The sequence below is a fragment of the Achromobacter sp. B7 genome (assembly GCF_003600685.1).
GTDB lineage: Bacteria > Pseudomonadota > Gammaproteobacteria > Burkholderiales > Burkholderiaceae_B > Achromobacter > Achromobacter spanius_B.
Genome location: NZ_CP032084.1, coordinates 1 through 14398, shown reverse-complemented (window position 1 = coordinate 14398; position 14398 = coordinate 1). Strand labels below are relative to the sequence as shown.

The 14398-nt window shown below is 64.4% G+C and carries 12 protein-coding genes; 2 read left to right on the top strand and 10 right to left on the bottom strand.

Annotated features, from left to right (window positions below; genetic code table 11):
* Positions 1–111 precede the first annotated feature (111 nt).
* Positions 112–408 (top strand): acylphosphatase, encoded by a 297-nt coding sequence (locus DVB37_RS00060; RefSeq protein WP_046804033.1) that lies wholly within the window; start codon positions 112–114, stop codon positions 406–408.
* Between the two features lie 119 nt (positions 409–527).
* Here the strand turns inward: DVB37_RS00060 and DVB37_RS00055 are convergent, their stop codons facing one another.
* From DVB37_RS00055 to DVB37_RS00030, 6 genes are all read right to left on the bottom strand, one after another.
* The gene (locus tag DVB37_RS00055) at positions 528–1433 is read right to left on the bottom strand and encodes an EamA family transporter (protein ID WP_120153276.1); all 906 of its coding nucleotides are present in this window, start codon (positions 1431–1433) and stop codon (positions 528–530) included.
* A gap of 101 nt (positions 1434–1534) precedes the next feature.
* Entirely contained in the window at positions 1535–2593 is a 1059-nt protein-coding gene (locus DVB37_RS00050) for a low specificity L-threonine aldolase (protein ID WP_120153274.1), read from the bottom strand.
* Positions 2594–2598: 5 nt separating this feature from the next.
* Positions 2599–3333 (bottom strand): amino acid ABC transporter ATP-binding protein, encoded by a 735-nt coding sequence (locus tag DVB37_RS00045; RefSeq protein ID WP_046804059.1) that lies wholly within the window; start codon positions 3331–3333, stop codon positions 2599–2601.
* Positions 3334–3366: 33 nt separating this feature from the next.
* Positions 3367–4056: an amino acid ABC transporter permease gene (locus DVB37_RS00040; RefSeq protein WP_046804036.1), complete on the bottom strand. Its 690-nt coding sequence runs from the start codon at positions 4054–4056 to the stop codon at positions 3367–3369.
* A 9-nt stretch (positions 4057–4065) separates the two neighbouring features.
* Positions 4066–4848: an amino acid ABC transporter permease gene (locus DVB37_RS00035; RefSeq protein WP_046804037.1), complete on the bottom strand. Its 783-nt coding sequence runs from the start codon at positions 4846–4848 to the stop codon at positions 4066–4068.
* Between the two features lie 88 nt (positions 4849–4936).
* Positions 4937–5848, bottom strand: a complete 912-nt coding sequence (locus DVB37_RS00030) for an amino acid ABC transporter substrate-binding protein (protein ID WP_046804060.1) — start codon at positions 5846–5848, stop codon at positions 4937–4939.
* Between the two features lie 171 nt (positions 5849–6019).
* On the opposite strand from DVB37_RS00030, the gene DVB37_RS00025 reads away from it, so the two are divergent.
* Complete coding sequence (locus tag DVB37_RS00025) at positions 6020–6952, top strand: LysR substrate-binding domain-containing protein (RefSeq protein ID WP_120153271.1); 933 nt, start codon at positions 6020–6022, stop codon at positions 6950–6952.
* Between the two features lie 163 nt (positions 6953–7115).
* Here the strand turns inward: DVB37_RS00025 and DVB37_RS00020 are convergent, their stop codons facing one another.
* The 4 genes from DVB37_RS00020 to dnaA all read right to left on the bottom strand — a co-directional run bounded on the left by DVB37_RS00020 (position 7116) and on the right by dnaA (position 14398).
* Positions 7116–9179 (bottom strand): WG repeat-containing protein, encoded by a 2064-nt coding sequence (locus DVB37_RS00020; RefSeq protein ID WP_120153268.1) that lies wholly within the window; start codon positions 9177–9179, stop codon positions 7116–7118.
* 104 nt (positions 9180–9283) lie between these two features.
* Complete coding sequence (gene gyrB, locus DVB37_RS00015; RefSeq protein WP_046804040.1) at positions 9284–11731, bottom strand: DNA topoisomerase (ATP-hydrolyzing) subunit B; 2448 nt, start codon at positions 11729–11731, stop codon at positions 9284–9286.
* A 97-nt stretch (positions 11732–11828) separates the two neighbouring features.
* Positions 11829–12938 (bottom strand): DNA polymerase III subunit beta, encoded by a 1110-nt coding sequence (dnaN, locus tag DVB37_RS00010; protein WP_006227714.1) that lies wholly within the window; start codon positions 12936–12938, stop codon positions 11829–11831.
* A 2-nt stretch (positions 12939–12940) separates the two neighbouring features.
* On the bottom strand, positions 12941–14398 hold the full coding sequence (gene dnaA, locus DVB37_RS00005) for a chromosomal replication initiator protein DnaA (protein ID WP_104142377.1): 1458 nt from the start codon (positions 14396–14398) through the stop codon (positions 12941–12943).

Below are 14398 nucleotides of genomic sequence, written 5' to 3'. Positions count from 1 at the left end.
TGACATGAGCACTAACGTATCGCTTCGATGCCCATGGGGCCTATAGACCATCCGCTGTAGCCATATCCGCCTATTCATCCCATTGGCGGCGCATCATCCGAAGGAAAATCCATGCAAGACCCTAAAACCGACCCCCATATCGAAACCGTTCTTGTGTCAGTCAGCGGCACGGTGCAAGGCGTGGGGTATCGCCACGCGACCGTGCGGCGCGCTCATATGCTGGGTGTGACGGGCTGGGTGCAGAACCTGCTGGACGGCACGGTCGAAGCCCTGGTGCAGGGCACGCCCGACCAGGTGGACCACATGCTTGAGTGGCTGCGGCGCGGCCCGCCGGGCGCCTCGGTAGAAGAAATCACGACGCGCCGCGAGTACACCGACAAGCGTTACATCCGTTTTGAGCAGGTGTAGGCAACAAATCCGGGTCGCCGTGAAGGGCTAGTCCGGCCGGCCGAGGGATGAGTGTTGCATTACCGGGTTTGGCAGGCCGGAGGGGCGGGGCTGTGACCCGTTCCGGTCACGGGTTTCGATCAACGGTTCCGCAGCCAGCGCCCGCCCACCTGGTTAATGATCAGCCCGGCCAGCACGCCGGCCGCCCCCAGCCATTGCAACGGCTGCAACTGCTCGCCAAAGGCCATCGACGCCGCCCACAGGCCCACTACGGGCACCAGCAGCGAAAATGGCGCGATCTTGGCGGCGGGGTGGCGGGTCAGAAGGCGGGTCCACAGCGTGTAGGCCACCAGCGTGGCCAGCACGGCCAGGTACAGCACCGACAGCGCCTCGCCCCAGCCCATGCCGGTAATCATGCCCACCACCGGCTCCCAGCCGTCGATCAGCACGGCCAGCAACAGGAACGGCAGCACCGGCGCGGCGCTGCTCCAGGCGATGAACGCAAAGGGGTCGTAGCCGGGCGCCTTGCGGCTGGCCAGCCGCACGATCATGTTGGACGCCGCCCACATGAACGCGCCCCCCAGCGTCAGCGCAAAGCCCAGCATCGTCATCTGGCCCGGCCCCTCGCCGCGCCCGCCGGCGATCACGGCCAGCCCCAACGCGGCCACGCCCAACCCGATCCAGTGATGCCGCCGCGCCCGCTCGCCCAGCACGGGCGCAGCCAGCAGCAAGGTGAAGAACGCCTGCGTCTGGATGACCAGCGAAGCCATGCCGGCCGGCATGCCGAATTTCAGCGCGGTGAACAACAGGCCGAATTGGCCCAGCCCCTGCACCAGCCCGTAGGCGGCGATCCAGTGCCACGGCAGCTGTGGCCGGCGCACGAAAAGGACCAGGGGGAAGGCGGCCAGCGCGAACCGAAGCGCGCCCAGCATCATGGGGGACAAGCCCCGCATGCCGACCTTCATGACAACAAAATTAAGACCCCAGATGACCACGACCGCCAGTGCGCAGAAATAGTCTTTTCGGGTGAGATGAGTCGTGGACATGCGGCATTATCGCACCGCCGGAAGGTGCCGGCGGCGTCGATAAACACGAGTTTTCCAGCGCAATTTTCAGCGCCGGACCGTGGGGTTTTTTCAGCGCCTTTTCAGCGTTTTTTCAGCACTGCCGCAAAGGCTTGCACCGCGGTGTCGATGTCCTCGTCCTCGATGTGGCGATGCGTCACGCAACGCAGCCGCGTGCGGCCCCACGGGCGCGTCAGCAGCCCTTCGGCCTGCAAGGCGGCGACCCACTGCGTATTGGTCATGCCGGAATCTGCCGTCTCGACCTGCACGATGTTGGTTTGCGGCACCGTAGCCGACAGGGCCGGCGCCAGGCGGTTGATGCCGTCGCTCAAGCGGCGCGCGCGCACGTGGTCTTCAACCAGCCGCCCCGTCATCGTCTGCACCCCTTCCAGGCCGGCCGCCGCCATGATGCCCGACTGGCGCTGCGTGCCGCCCAGCATGCGGCGCAGCGTGCGCGATTTGGCGATCACAGCCTTGCTGCCCGCCAGCACCGCGCCCACCGGCGCGCTCAGACCCTTGGACAGGCACAGCGACACCGTGTCAGCGTACTGCGTGATCTCGTCGGCGGGAACGCCCAGCGCCACGGACGCATTGAACAGGCGCGCGCCGTCCAGGTGCACGGGGATACCGCCCGCCTGCGCCATGCCGTGCACCGTGCGCATATGGTCCAGCGGCAGCACCGTGCCGCCGGCGTTGTTGTGCGATGTTTCCATCGCCACCAACGACGTCTTCAAGCGGTGGCCGCCCGACAGCAGCGCCTCTTCCAGCCGGTTCAGGTCCATCGCGCCGTCCGTGCCGGACACGCCTTGATAGAACAAGCCGGTGAAGGTGGCGGCGCCGCGCTCCGACGTGTACATGTGGGCCGACGATTCCAGCACCACCTGTTCGTTGCGCTGGGTTTGCGCCAGCACCGCCAGCAGGTTGGCCATGGTGCAGCTGGGCACGAACAGCCCGGCCTCCTTGCCCAGGAGTGCCGCTACGTGCGCTTCCAGCGCGCGCACCGACGGGTCGCCATCCAGGCCGTCATCGCCAATCGGCGCGGTACGCATGCGCTCGTACATAGCCGCGGTGGGGTGGGTGACGGTGTCGCTGCGCAGGTCGACAGGCACGGTCTGATTGTCGGCGGGAGTCCGCTGGGTCATGGGAATCAATGCTGCAAAATTTTGGAAAGAAATTGGCGCGTGCGCGGAGCACGCTCCTCGACATTGCCGAAGAATTCGTCCTTGACGCAGTCTTCGACAATCTTGCCGCCGTCCATGAAAATCACACGGTCGGCAACGCGGCGGGCAAACCCCATTTCGTGGGTCACCACCATCATCGTCATGCCTTCGCTGGCCAGGTCCGTCATGACGTCCAACACTTCGTTGACCATCTCGGGGTCCAGCGCCGAGGTGGGTTCGTCGAACAACATGACGACCGGGTCCATCGACAACGCACGCGCAATCGCCACCCGTTGTTGCTGGCCGCCCGACAGTTCGCCGGGATGCTTGTCCTTGTGCGCCGACAGGCCCACGCGTTCCAGCAGCGTCAGCGCCCGCGCGCGGGCCTCTTGCTTGCCGCGCCCCAGCACCTTGGTCTGGCCCAGGCACAGGTTTTCGGTCACCGACAGATGCGGGAACAACTCAAAGTGCTGGAACACCATGCCGGCCACCGAACGCAGCTTGGGCAGGTTGGTGCGCGGGTCGCCCACCGAAATGCCGTTGACCACGATGTCGCCCTTTTGAAAGGGTTCAAGCGCGTTCACGGTCTTGATCAGCGTGGACTTGCCCGAACCGGACGGCCCGCACACCACCACGACCTCGCCCTTGCCGACTTTCGTCGTGCATTCATCCAGCACCTGAAAGGAGCCGTACCACTTGCTGACCTGGTTGATCTCGATCATCGGGGTATTCGGAAACAGTTGCATCGTTAAACCCTATCGCAGCACGCGGGTGCGCTTTTCCAGCAGTTTGACCAGGCGGGACGCCGTGAAGCAGATCACGAAATACACCACCGCCACGAATAGGTAGAGCTCGACCAGGCGGCCATCGCGCTGGCCGATCTTGGAGGCCGCGCCCAGGAAGTCGGTCAGCGACAGCACGTAGACCAGCGAGGTGTCCTGGAACAGGATGATCACGCGGGTCAGCAGCGCCGGCACCATGTTGCGAAACGCCTGCGGCAGCACCACATAACGCATGCCTTGCCACGGCGTAAGTCCGATGGCCATGCTGGCCGACACCTGGCCACGCGCAATGGACTGGATGCCCGCGCGCATGATTTCGCAGAAGTACGCGGCCTCGAACATCGTGAATGTGATGACCGCGGAATTGAACGCCCCCACGCGCAGCGGCGTCGGCGACCCGACCACCCACGCCGCCATGTACGGCACCAGGAAATAGAACCAGAAGATCACCAGCAAGAGCGGGATGGAACGCATCACATTGACGTAGATGCCCGCCGGTACCGACAGCAGCTTGAAGCGCGACAGCCGCATCATCGCCAGCACCGTGCCCAGCGCCAGGCCCATCACGGCGGCCAGCGCCGTCAGCGTCAAGGTGAACGTCATGCCCGTCTGGAACAGGTAGGGCAGTGCGGTCCCGATGACGTCGAAATCAAATTTTCCCATCGCGATCCCCTACCGACCCAGGCCGGCGGTATTGACGGCGACCGGGCCGCTCTTGCTGGCCGCGCCGATCAATCCGGGCACCGCGATATGCCGCTCAAGCTGGCGCATGCCCAGCACGACCATGCCGTTGAGGATCAGGTAGATCACCGTCGCGGCGGAAAACGCCTCGAAGATGTGGAAGGTGAATTCCTGCATGGACCGCGCCTGGCCGGTCAGCTCCAGCAGGCCGATGGTCAAGGCCACCGACGAATACTTGATGGTGCCCATGAATTCCGAGGTCAACGGCGGCAGCACGATACGGAACGCCTCGGGCAGGATGATGTAGCGGTACACCTGCACCTCGGTCAGCCCCAGCGCGGTACCCGCCTGGAACTGGCCGCGCGGCAACGACTGGATGCCGGCGCGCAGCTGCTCGGCCACGCGAGCCGACCCATAGAAACCCAGGCACAGCACGGCGGGCACAAATTGCCCCCAGGGTTGCGGCATCTGCTTGATCGCCAAGCCCCAGGCATGCGGCAGCAATTCAGGCAGCACGAAGTACCACAGGAACATCTGCACCAGCAGCGGCACGTTGCGAAACAGCTCGACGTAGGTCGCGCCCAACACATTCATCACGCGCGATTGCGCCGTGCGCATCACGCCCAGCCAAGACCCCAGCAACAGCGAAAAGACCCACGCCGTCAGCGCCAGCGCCAGCGTCCAGCCCACCCCGATCAGGATGGTTTCCAGGAAGGTGTGCACGCCGTCCGGCGACATCTCCAGGAAGACGCTCCAACTCCAGTTGTAGTTCATGCCCGTGCCCTAGATGGCGGCGCCGGCCACGGCGCCTTGCCCCAAAACCGCCGCGGGACGCCTGGGCGTCCCGCGGACTACCTGCTGTTTACTCGTACGCCTTGGGGTCACCCGAATCGGTCGGGTTGGCCAGCGCGCGCTTGAGCGCGTCGCTCATCGGGTACTTCAGGTTGATCTGCTTCGGGGGAATCGGCGAATTGAAGTACTTGTCGTAGATGGCGGCGACCTTGCCGGTCTTGATCAGGTCGAGAACGGCATCGTCCACCACCTTCTTGAAGGCGGGGTCATCCTTGGGTTCCATGATGCCGTAGGGCGCCATTTCCAGGCCCTTCTTGCCGATCACGAACGCGTCGGGGTTCTTGGACGAAGCCACGGCGCCGTACGCGATGCCGTCATCGTTGGCAGAACCCGCGGCACGGCCCGATTCCACCATCAGGATGGTTTCGGCGGTGTCCTTGGTGGGCGCCATCGTGATGCCCAGATTGCCCTTGGCGTTCAACCCGGAGATCAGGCGGAAGGTCTGGCCGCCGGCCTGGGCGGCGATGGTCTTGCCGCGAAACGATTCCAGGTTGTTGGGATCGACGCCGCCATCCTTGCGCGCCACCAGCACCACCTGCGCCACGAAGGTCGTGGGCGCGAACGACACCAGCTTGTGGCGGTCCAGGTTGTTGGTGGTGTTGCCGCATTCCAGGTCGATGGTGCCGTTGGCCAGCAGCGGGATGCGCGTGGCCGAGGTCGTCGGGTTGTAGCGCACGTCCAGCTTGGGCAGCTTCAACGCGGCCTGGATATGCTTGGCCACTTCCTGGCAGATCTCCACCGTGTAGCCGATCGGCTTCTGGTTGCCGTCCAGATACGCAAACGGCACCGAGGTCTCGGGGTGCCCCAGGGTGATCACGCCGGTTTCGCGGATCTTGTCCAGGCGGCTGGGGCCTTCGGCGTGGGCGGTGGCCGCGCTGCCCAACAGGGCGGCAGCGACGGAGATCGCGGCAAATGCTTTCATCTGATTCCCTTGGCGCCGTGCAATCGGCGCGTATTTGTATTCACGATCGGCGGCACCGGTTTGGCCGGCGTCCGCCACGTCCCGCGATGAGCCCCGCGGCTGGCAAAAAGTATCAACTAGCAGTATGGTTTTATCCAGTTCCAATCAGGTATTCCTCTATACGGATTTGATATGGCCATTCCACGGATGGGCTTAAGACACATCGAGGCCTTCCGAGCCGTCATGATGACCGGCTCGATGACGGCCGCGGCACGGCGCGTGCACACCTCGCAGCCGCACGTTAGCCGCTTAATAGCGCAATTGGAAGCGATCACCCAGTTTCCCTTGTTCGACCGCAATGGCAGCCGCCTGAGCCCTACGCAAGACGGCTCGCGCTTCTTTCAGGAGGTCGAAAAAACCTTTATCGGCCTGGCCGGGCTGGAGTCGGCGGCAGCCAGCATCCGCTCGTTCAGCGCCAGCCGCCTGAGCGTGGCGGCCATGCCCCGGCTGGCCGGCGGCATGCTGGCGCGCATCGTCGCCGCCTTCAAGACCGAGTACCCGGAAGTGATGGTGTCCATCCATTCGGGAAGCGCCAGCGCGGTGCACAACTGGATCAGCTCGGGCTTTTGCGACACGGGGCTGGCGATGCTGTCGGGCGACAGCCCGGGCATCCAGGTCGAACCCGTGCTGACCATGAGCTGCGTGGCGGTGCTGCCCAAGGGGCACCGGCTGACCAAGCTGAAAAAGCTGAAACCCGCCGACTTCGCGGGCGAGCCCTTCATCGCCTTTCCCAGCGCCACGCCGCTGCGCGAGAAGATCGACGCCGTCTTCAAGGCAGCGAAGGTGGAACGGCAGACCGTGGCCGAAGCGGGGCTGGGCTCGTCGGTATGCGCGCTGGTGGGCGCGGGGCTGGGCGTGGCGCTGATCAACCCTTTGGCCGCGCGCGAAGAGTACGAGGCCAACGGCGTGGAAGTGCGCCCATTCAGCCCGTCGGTGCCGGTGACGGTGGCGCTGCTGTACCCGCCGTATCACACGCGAACGCGGCTGGTCAGCGTGTTCTCACGGTATGCGCATCAGTTGATGCAGGAAGAGATGGCGGATCTGAAGGCGCGGCCGGCGCGGTAGTAGGGGCTGTGGAGCGACGCGTGCGGCTAGCAGCGCGCGGCTAGCAGCGCGCGGCTAGCGGAGTGCGGCTAGCGGCGCGCCACTAGCGGCGTGCAGCGTGCGGCATGCGGCCGCGTGCGGCTGCATGGGGGACGCGCGGGGACGCGCGGTGGGCGAATGAGTGCTACCGCGGCGCTGCTTGGACTCGACCGTCCGCGTGCAGATAACGCATCGTACCGTCGGCATGCATGGCAGGCACGGCCTGACCCTGGCTCCAGCATTGCGCAATCGCGGATGGCACGCCATGCACGCCGTCCCCCGTATGCAGGGCCGCCGGCACGCCGATCCACGCATACACCGGTTCATGCAGCCACGCACCGTTCGCGTCGGCGATGCCGATGTGCAGGCCATCCGGGCTGTGCTCGCTGGCGAGTTCGTTGGCGTGGTCGTTGGCTTGTTCGTTGGCTTGTTCGTTGGCTTGTTCGTTGGCGTGTTCGTTGGCGTGTTCGCAGGTGTGTTCCGGCGCTACGGCGCACAGCCAGCCGTAGGTGCCGTTCCACATCAGGCCGAACAGCATCTGCTGCGTGCAGGGCAGTGTCTCGCGCCGCTCGGCCGTGTCGTAAACGCCCTGGAACCATTCATTCCATTCGCCGTGATCCACGCACCGCAGCACGCGTACATAGCGGCCGACCTGGCCTGCGGGGGGTGGCGTGATGTCGGCGGGGTCGGGCGCGGGCAGCCAGATGATGTCGGCCAGATCGGTATACGCCACGGGAACGACGACATCGCCCTGGCCGTCCACGACGCCGCGACGATCGTCATCGGTCAGGACGCGTATGCGCATCTTGCCGCTTATCCACAAGCCGGCAGGATCGGACTCCGTATCCACGGGCGCCAACCCGGCGTACTGGGCATCCAGCACCAGGCGGCCTTGGGCGTCGATCAGACCGCACAGGTCGCCGCGTTGCGTCACATAGGCGTGCAGCGCGTCGTCCCAGTTGATGTCGTCCCACACGGGCGGGCTGGCCCAGGCCCCGCGCCGGTCGATCAGGCCCCAGCATTCGGCTTGAAAGGCCGGCGCCAGACCGCCTGGGGAAAAGTCGCCGGCTGATCCGAAAGCGGCGGGTATCGCCCACGCCCCCGACCTATCCACAAAGCCGATCTGCTCGCCTATCCGCGCCATCGCCAAGCCCTGTGAATAACTCCATACCTCGTCCAGCTGGCACGGCATCAACAGGCGGCCGCTAGTGTCGATCAGACCCAGCTTGTCGTCCTTGAGAACGGCGGCAACGCCGTCTTCAAAACGCCAGATGGAATCGAATTGCGGTGGCACCACCACGCGCCCGTTCTCGCCGCGTCCTTCACGCACGCCCCATAAGTTGTCCACAGCAAAGCGATGCAGGCCATCGCCAAGGTGGGTGTCATGCCGCTTGGCCGGGGAGCCATTGACGGCCTCTTTGTCGTTGTTGTTGTTGTCGTTGTCGTTGTCGTTGTCGTTGTCGTTGCCGTTGTCGTCGGGATCGTGTTCGTCACTAGCGCAGGCTTCATCGTCGCCGTCGTCGTCCGCGCCCTCGTCCTCGTCCTCGTCCCCATCCTCATCGAAATCTTCATAGCGCACCCGCCGGGCGGGCTCTTGCAGGTCGAAGTAGGGATGCGCCAAGCCGCCCAAGCCGACACGCCAGGCCCATCCGGATTCATCGTCGGCGCCCGTTACGCCCAGCAAGCGCAACACTGCCGCGATATCGTCCGCCCGCATGCCGTCCTGCAAAGCCTGCCAATGATCCGCGCACAACGTCCGCGCGTGCGCCAGGTACGCATCCGCGCCATCCGCATGCAGCCATGCCAGCTCATCAAGATTGGCGCTTATCCACAAGCCGGCCACGTCGCCCGGCGCGGCCCCGGCAGCCCGGACCTCCTTGGCAAGCCGCGCATCGATCCGTTCGACCAGGTACGCCACCGCCGCATCCAGCTGCACACAATGGGGCACATCGCCGCTTGCCGCGTGGCCCCGCACGAAGTCCGCCACCAGGCGCAAGCGATCAAGCCCGGCCTGCGCGGGGGCCGCCAACGCCGCCGTGCCCGCATCGCCAAACACGCGCTGGGACGCATCGGCGGCCCGCAAGGTGCCCTCGGCCAGCAACACCTGCCACAAGGTGGGCAGACTGCCGTTAGCACCGGCAAGCGCTTCCGATGACACCGTGCGACCATCCCGGTCCGCCTGCAACGACAACCACGCGCGATTACCCATACCTGCATCCTTCAAGCACATCGGCCGCGCACCGTCCGCGCGCGACCCGTCAAAAAGAAAGGCCAGCCCTTTCAGGCTGGCCTTGGACTGCCGCTGGCAAACGCTTACGCGTCGATGTTGCCCGCCGACAGCGCGTTGCGTTCGATGAACGCGCGGCGCGGTTCCACGTCGTCGCCCATCAGGGTCGTGAAGACCTCGTCCGCCGCGATGGCGTCTTCGATCTGCACGCGCAACAGGCGGCGCACCTTCGGGTCCATCGTGGTTTCCCACAGCTGTTCCGGGTTCATTTCGCCCAGACCCTTGTAGCGCTGCTTCGAGATGCTGCGGTCGGCTTCGCTGCGCAGCCATTGCATGGCTTCGCGGAAGTCAGACACGGTCTGTTCCTTGCGCTTGTCGCCTTCACCGCGCGCGGCCAGCGAACGCGAACCGACCTTGCCCAGGAAGCTCTTGGCGGCCTTGGACAGGATGGCGTAGTCCGAGCCGTTGATGAAGTCAGCGTCGATGATGCTGACGCGCACGTTGCCGTGGTGCATGCGCTGCACCGACAGGCGATGGCGTTCGGTGGCTTCGTCAAATTGCGGCACCACTTCCACGCCGTTGCCGCTGACCGGGTCGCGCATGGCGTCGGCCAGGCGCTTGGCGGAATCGGCGGTGGATTCGGCCGTTTCCAGGTTGATCTCCACGCCTTCGGCCATGGCCGACAGCGCGCCCACGTCGAACACCTTCGACAAACGCGCGATAACGCCGTCGGCCGCCACGTACTGGCTGGCCAGGTCGGTGAGCTCGTCGCCACGGATGATGTTGCCGCCCGAGATGATCTCCGCATCCTTCAACGCCAGTTGCAGCATGAACTGCGCTTCTTCCTGGTCGTCCTTCAGATAGCGTTCTTCGCGGCCAACCTTCACCTTGTACAGCGGCGGTTGGGCGATATACACATAGCCGCGCTGCACCAGCTCGGGCATCTGGCGATACAGCAGCGTCAGCAGCAGGGTGCGGATGTGCGCGCCGTCAACGTCCGCGTCAGTCATGATGATGAGGCGGTGGTAGCGCAGCTTTTCCACGTTGAAATCTGGGCCGATGCTGGTGCCCAGCGCCGTGATCAGCGTCGCGATCTGTTCGCTGGCGATCAGGCGGTCAAAGCGCGCCTTTTCCACGTTCAGCACCTTGCCGCGCAGCGGCAGGATGGCCTGGAACTTGCGGTCGCGGCCTTGCTTGGCCGAACCGCCTGCGGAGTCACCCTCGACGATGTACAGCTCGCACAGCGCCGGATCTTTTTCCTGGCAGTCCGCCAGCTTGCCGGGCAGGCCCGCGCCTTCCAGCACGCTCTTGCGACGCGTCATTTCGCGCGCCTTGCGCGCGGCTTCACGCGCGCGGGCGGCTTCGACGATCTTGTTGCACAGCGCCTTGGCGTCGTTCGGGTTTTCAAGCAGCCAGGATTCCAGCGTGCGGGCCACGGCTTCTTCAACGGCTGGACGCACTTCGCTGGAGACCAGCTTGTCCTTGGTCTGGCTGCTGAACTTGGGCTCGGGCACCTTCACCGACAGCACGCAGGCCAGGCCTTCGCGCATGTCGTCGCCGGACGTTTCAACCTTGGCTTTCTTGGCCAGCTCGTTGTCGGCAATGTACTTGTTGATGATGCGGGTCATTGCCGCGCGCAGGCCGGTCAGGTGCGAACCGCCGTCGCGCTGCGGGATGTTGTTGGTGAAGCACAGCACGCTTTCGCTGTAGCTGTCGTTCCACTGCATCGCCACTTCCACGCCCACCGACACGCCGCCGGCGGCCGACTCGGTGCTGACCGAAAACACGTTCGGGTGCAGTACGGTCTTGGCGCGGTTGATGTATTCAACAAAGCCCTTCACGCCGCCCGAGAACGCAAAGTTCTCTTCCTTGCCCTGGCGCTGATCCACCAGGCGGATCTTCACGCCGTTGTTCAGGAACGAGAGCTCGCGCAGGCGCTTGGAAAGGATCTCGTAGTGGTATTCGATGTTGTTGAAGATGACCGGGTCGGCCAGGAAGCGCACTTCCGTGCCGCGCATGTCCGTCGTGCCCGTCACGGCCAGGGGCGCGACCCGCGCGCCTTGGCGGAATTCCATCTGGTGGACCTGACCGTTGCGGCGGATGGTCAGGCGCAGCCACTCGGACAGAGCGTTCACGCAAGACACGCCCACGCCGTGCAGGCCGCCGGACACCTTGTACGAGTTCTGGTCGAACTTGCCGCCGGCGTGCAGCTCGGTCATGACGATTTCGGCCGCGCTGCGGTGGAATTCGTCGTCCTTGTGGATGTCCGTCGGGATGCCGCGGCCGTTGTCCGTGACCGAGATCGAGTTGTCGGTGTGGATCGTGACGACGATGTCGTCGCAATGGCCGGCCAGGGCTTCGTCGATGGCGTTGTCCACCACCTCGAACACCATATGGTGCAGGCCGGTGCCGTCGGACGTGTCGCCGATATACATGCCGGGGCGCTTGCGCACGGCCTCCAGCCCCTTGAGCATCTTGATCGAGTCAGCGCCGTAGCCGCTGGTCTCGGGAGTGGTGTTCTGCTGATCTGACATGTCTGGTTCGATAACGCTTTAAAGAACGGCCTGGCGGCCGGACCGCCCGCGAGCCCTCAGGCCCGCAAGCGGCACAAACCCACAAGAGGGGTGCGGATCAAATCCGCATGGGCATGACGACGTACTTGAACTGGTCGTCTTCGGGCAGGGTGATGAGCGCCGATGCATTGGCATCGGGCATGACCGACCACTGGATGTTGTCGACTTTCACGTTGGCCAGCACATCAAGCAAATAGCCCACGTTAAAGCCCACGTCCAATGCTTCATGGCCGTAGTCGATGTCGATTTCTTCCTGCGCTTCTTCCTGCTCGGCGTTGGAAGACGAGATCTTCATCTGGTTCTGCGCAAGTTGCAGGCGCACGCCCTTGAACTTGTCGGTGGTCAGGATGGCGGCACGCTGCAGGCTGCCCTGAAGCGCTTCGCGGCCCACCATGAAGTGGCGCGTGTAGTTCGTGGGAATCACACGCGTGAAATCGGGGAACTTGCCTTCGACCAGCTTGGACACCAGTTCCACGTCGCCGAAGCGAAAGCGGATCTGGCCCGGCGCCACATCAATGGAGACCACTTCGTCGGAGTCTTCCAGCAGGCGCTGCATTTCCAGCACGGTCTTGCGCGGCACGATCACTTCGTGGCGTTCGGCGATGCCGTCGGCTTCCGTCGAGCAATGCGCCAGGCGGTGGCCATCGGTGGCGACGGCGCGCACACGACCCGGTTCAAACACCAGCAGCATGCCGTTCAGGTAGTAACGGATGTCTTGTTGCGCCATGGCGAAGTGCACCATGTTGAACAGATGGCGCAGCGTGCGTTGCGGCATCGTCAGCGAGACGTCCCATTGCTCGGGCTGAGCCACGGTGGGGAACTCGCTGGCGGCCAGCGTCTGCAGCGCGAAGCGGCTCTTGGCCGACTGCACCGACAGCTTGTTGCTGGCCAGCGCCAGGCGCACGTCGCCGGTATCCGGCAGCGCTTTCAGGATGTCGAGCAACTTGCGCGCGGCAACCGTGGTGGACTCGTTGTCCTGGCCCACGCCGAAGTCGGCGTGCGTGGTGATCTGTACTTCCAGGTCGGTCGCAATGAAGGCAACCTTGTTGCCTTCCTTGCGCATCAGGATGTTCGCAAGAATGGGCAGGGTATGGCGTCTTTCGACGATGCCCGCCACAGTCGACAGCGGTTTCAGCAATGCATCGCGTGTGGTTTGTACGAGTTGCATGTTCATCCTTTTAGAGTTTGTTCCAACACGTGCAGGGTATGGTTGAGCTCCGCTTGTTTTGCGCGGGCGTCGGAAATCTTGCGTACGGCATGCAGTACGGTGGTGTGATCGCGCCCCCCGAACAGATCACCGATTTCCGGCAGGCTTTTCTGCGTCAGCTCCTTGGCCAGGTACATCGCAACCTGACGCGGCAAGGCGATATTGGCGGGCCGGCGTTTCGAGTACATGTCCGCGACCTTGATCTTGTAGAAATCCGCCACCGTCTTCTGGATGTTTTCCACCGTGATCTGGCCGTTGGACACGGACAGCAGGTCCTTCAGGGCTTCCTTGCAGACATCCACCGTCAGCACGTCGCGGCCGTGGAAGCGGGCGTAGGCCAGAACCTTGCGCAGCGCGCCTTCCAGCTCGCGCACGTTGCTGCGCAGATGCTTGGCAATGAAGAACGCCACTTCCTCGGGCATGGGCACGCCTTCGGACTCGGCCTTGCGCAGCAGAATCGCCACGCGCATTTCCAGCTCCGGCGGCTCGATCGCCACCGTCAGGCCGGAGTCAAAGCGCGAGATCAGGCGGCTGTCGATGCCCGACAGTTCCTTGGGGTACGTATCGCTGGTGATGATGATCTGCTTGCGCTGCGCGACCATTGCTTCGAACGCGTAGAAGAATTCTTCCTGCGTGCGGTTCTTGCCGGAGAAGAACTGGATGTCATCGATCAGCAGCAAGTCCAGCGAATGGTAGTAGCGCTTGAAGTCATCGAACGCCTTGCGCTGGTACGCCTTCACCACGTCGGACACGTATTGGTCGGCATGCACATAGCGCACCCGCACGCCGGTACCGGCAGCGACCATCGCGTTGCCGATGGCGTGGATCAAGTGCGTCTTGCCCAGGCCCACGCCGCCATACAGGAACAGCGGGTTATAGGACGTGCCGGGGTTCTCGGCCACCTGCAACGCCGCGGCGCGCGCAAGCTGGTTCGCCTTACCCGTCACGAAGTTCTCGAAGGTGAGATCCGTATTCAGGCGCGAACGCTCGTACACGATATTGGCTGCATCGGCGTTGACCGCTTGCGCAGCCACCGTGGTGGCGGGGGGGGGAGGGGCGGCCGTAGCCGGGGCCTGCATGGGCGGCGCGCCGCCCGCGGGCTGTGCAGCGGACAGGTGCGATTGATCGGGCTGCGGTGCACGCACGGGCGCGACCGGCATGCGCGGGGCGGCTCCATGAGAAGGCAACTCGAACAAGACCTGTACCGGTCGCTTGAACCACTCCGCGGCCAACGCTTCGATCTGGTGGGAAAAATTCTTGCGCACCCAATCCAGCTTGAAGCGGTTGGGCGCGGCAACGCGCAGCACCGCCTGCGTTTCGTCGTACGCAAGCGGGACCAGCGGTCGTATCCACGCGCTGATTTGTTGGGGGGGGAGTTCCTGCTCAAGACGACTGACGCAGGTCTGCCAGAATTCTTTCAT

Excerpts from the sequence above, each read along its gene's own strand:
- DVB37_RS00030 (WP_046804060.1), bottom strand. The coding sequence starts at position 5,848 with ATGAAAGCATTTGCCGCGATCTCCGTCGCTGCCGCCCTGTTGGGCAGC.
- DVB37_RS00025 (WP_120153271.1), top strand. The coding sequence starts at position 6,020 with ATGGCCATTCCACGGATGGGCTTAAGACACATCGAGGCCTTCCGAGCC.
- DVB37_RS00045 (WP_046804059.1), bottom strand. The coding sequence starts at position 3,333 with ATGATCGAGATCAACCAGGTCAGCAAGTGGTACGGCTCCTTTCAGGTG.
- gyrB (WP_046804040.1), bottom strand. The coding sequence starts at position 11,731 with ATGTCAGATCAGCAGAACACCACTCCCGAGACCAGCGGCTACGGCGCT.
- dnaA (WP_104142377.1), bottom strand. The coding sequence starts at position 14,398 with ATGAAAGAATTCTGGCAGACCTGCGTCAGTCGTCTTGAGCAGGAACTC.
- DVB37_RS00055 (WP_120153276.1), bottom strand. The coding sequence starts at position 1,433 with ATGTCCACGACTCATCTCACCCGAAAAGACTATTTCTGCGCACTGGCG.
- DVB37_RS00035 (WP_046804037.1), bottom strand. The coding sequence starts at position 4,848 with ATGAACTACAACTGGAGTTGGAGCGTCTTCCTGGAGATGTCGCCGGAC.
- DVB37_RS00020 (WP_120153268.1), bottom strand. The coding sequence starts at position 9,179 with ATGGGTAATCGCGCGTGGTTGTCGTTGCAGGCGGACCGGGATGGTCGC.
- DVB37_RS00040 (WP_046804036.1), bottom strand. The coding sequence starts at position 4,056 with ATGGGAAAATTTGATTTCGACGTCATCGGGACCGCACTGCCCTACCTG.
- DVB37_RS00050 (WP_120153274.1), bottom strand. The coding sequence starts at position 2,593 with ATGACCCAGCGGACTCCCGCCGACAATCAGACCGTGCCTGTCGACCTG.
- dnaN (WP_006227714.1), bottom strand. The coding sequence starts at position 12,938 with ATGCAACTCGTACAAACCACACGCGATGCATTGCTGAAACCGCTGTCG.
- DVB37_RS00060 (WP_046804033.1), top strand. The coding sequence starts at position 112 with ATGCAAGACCCTAAAACCGACCCCCATATCGAAACCGTTCTTGTGTCA.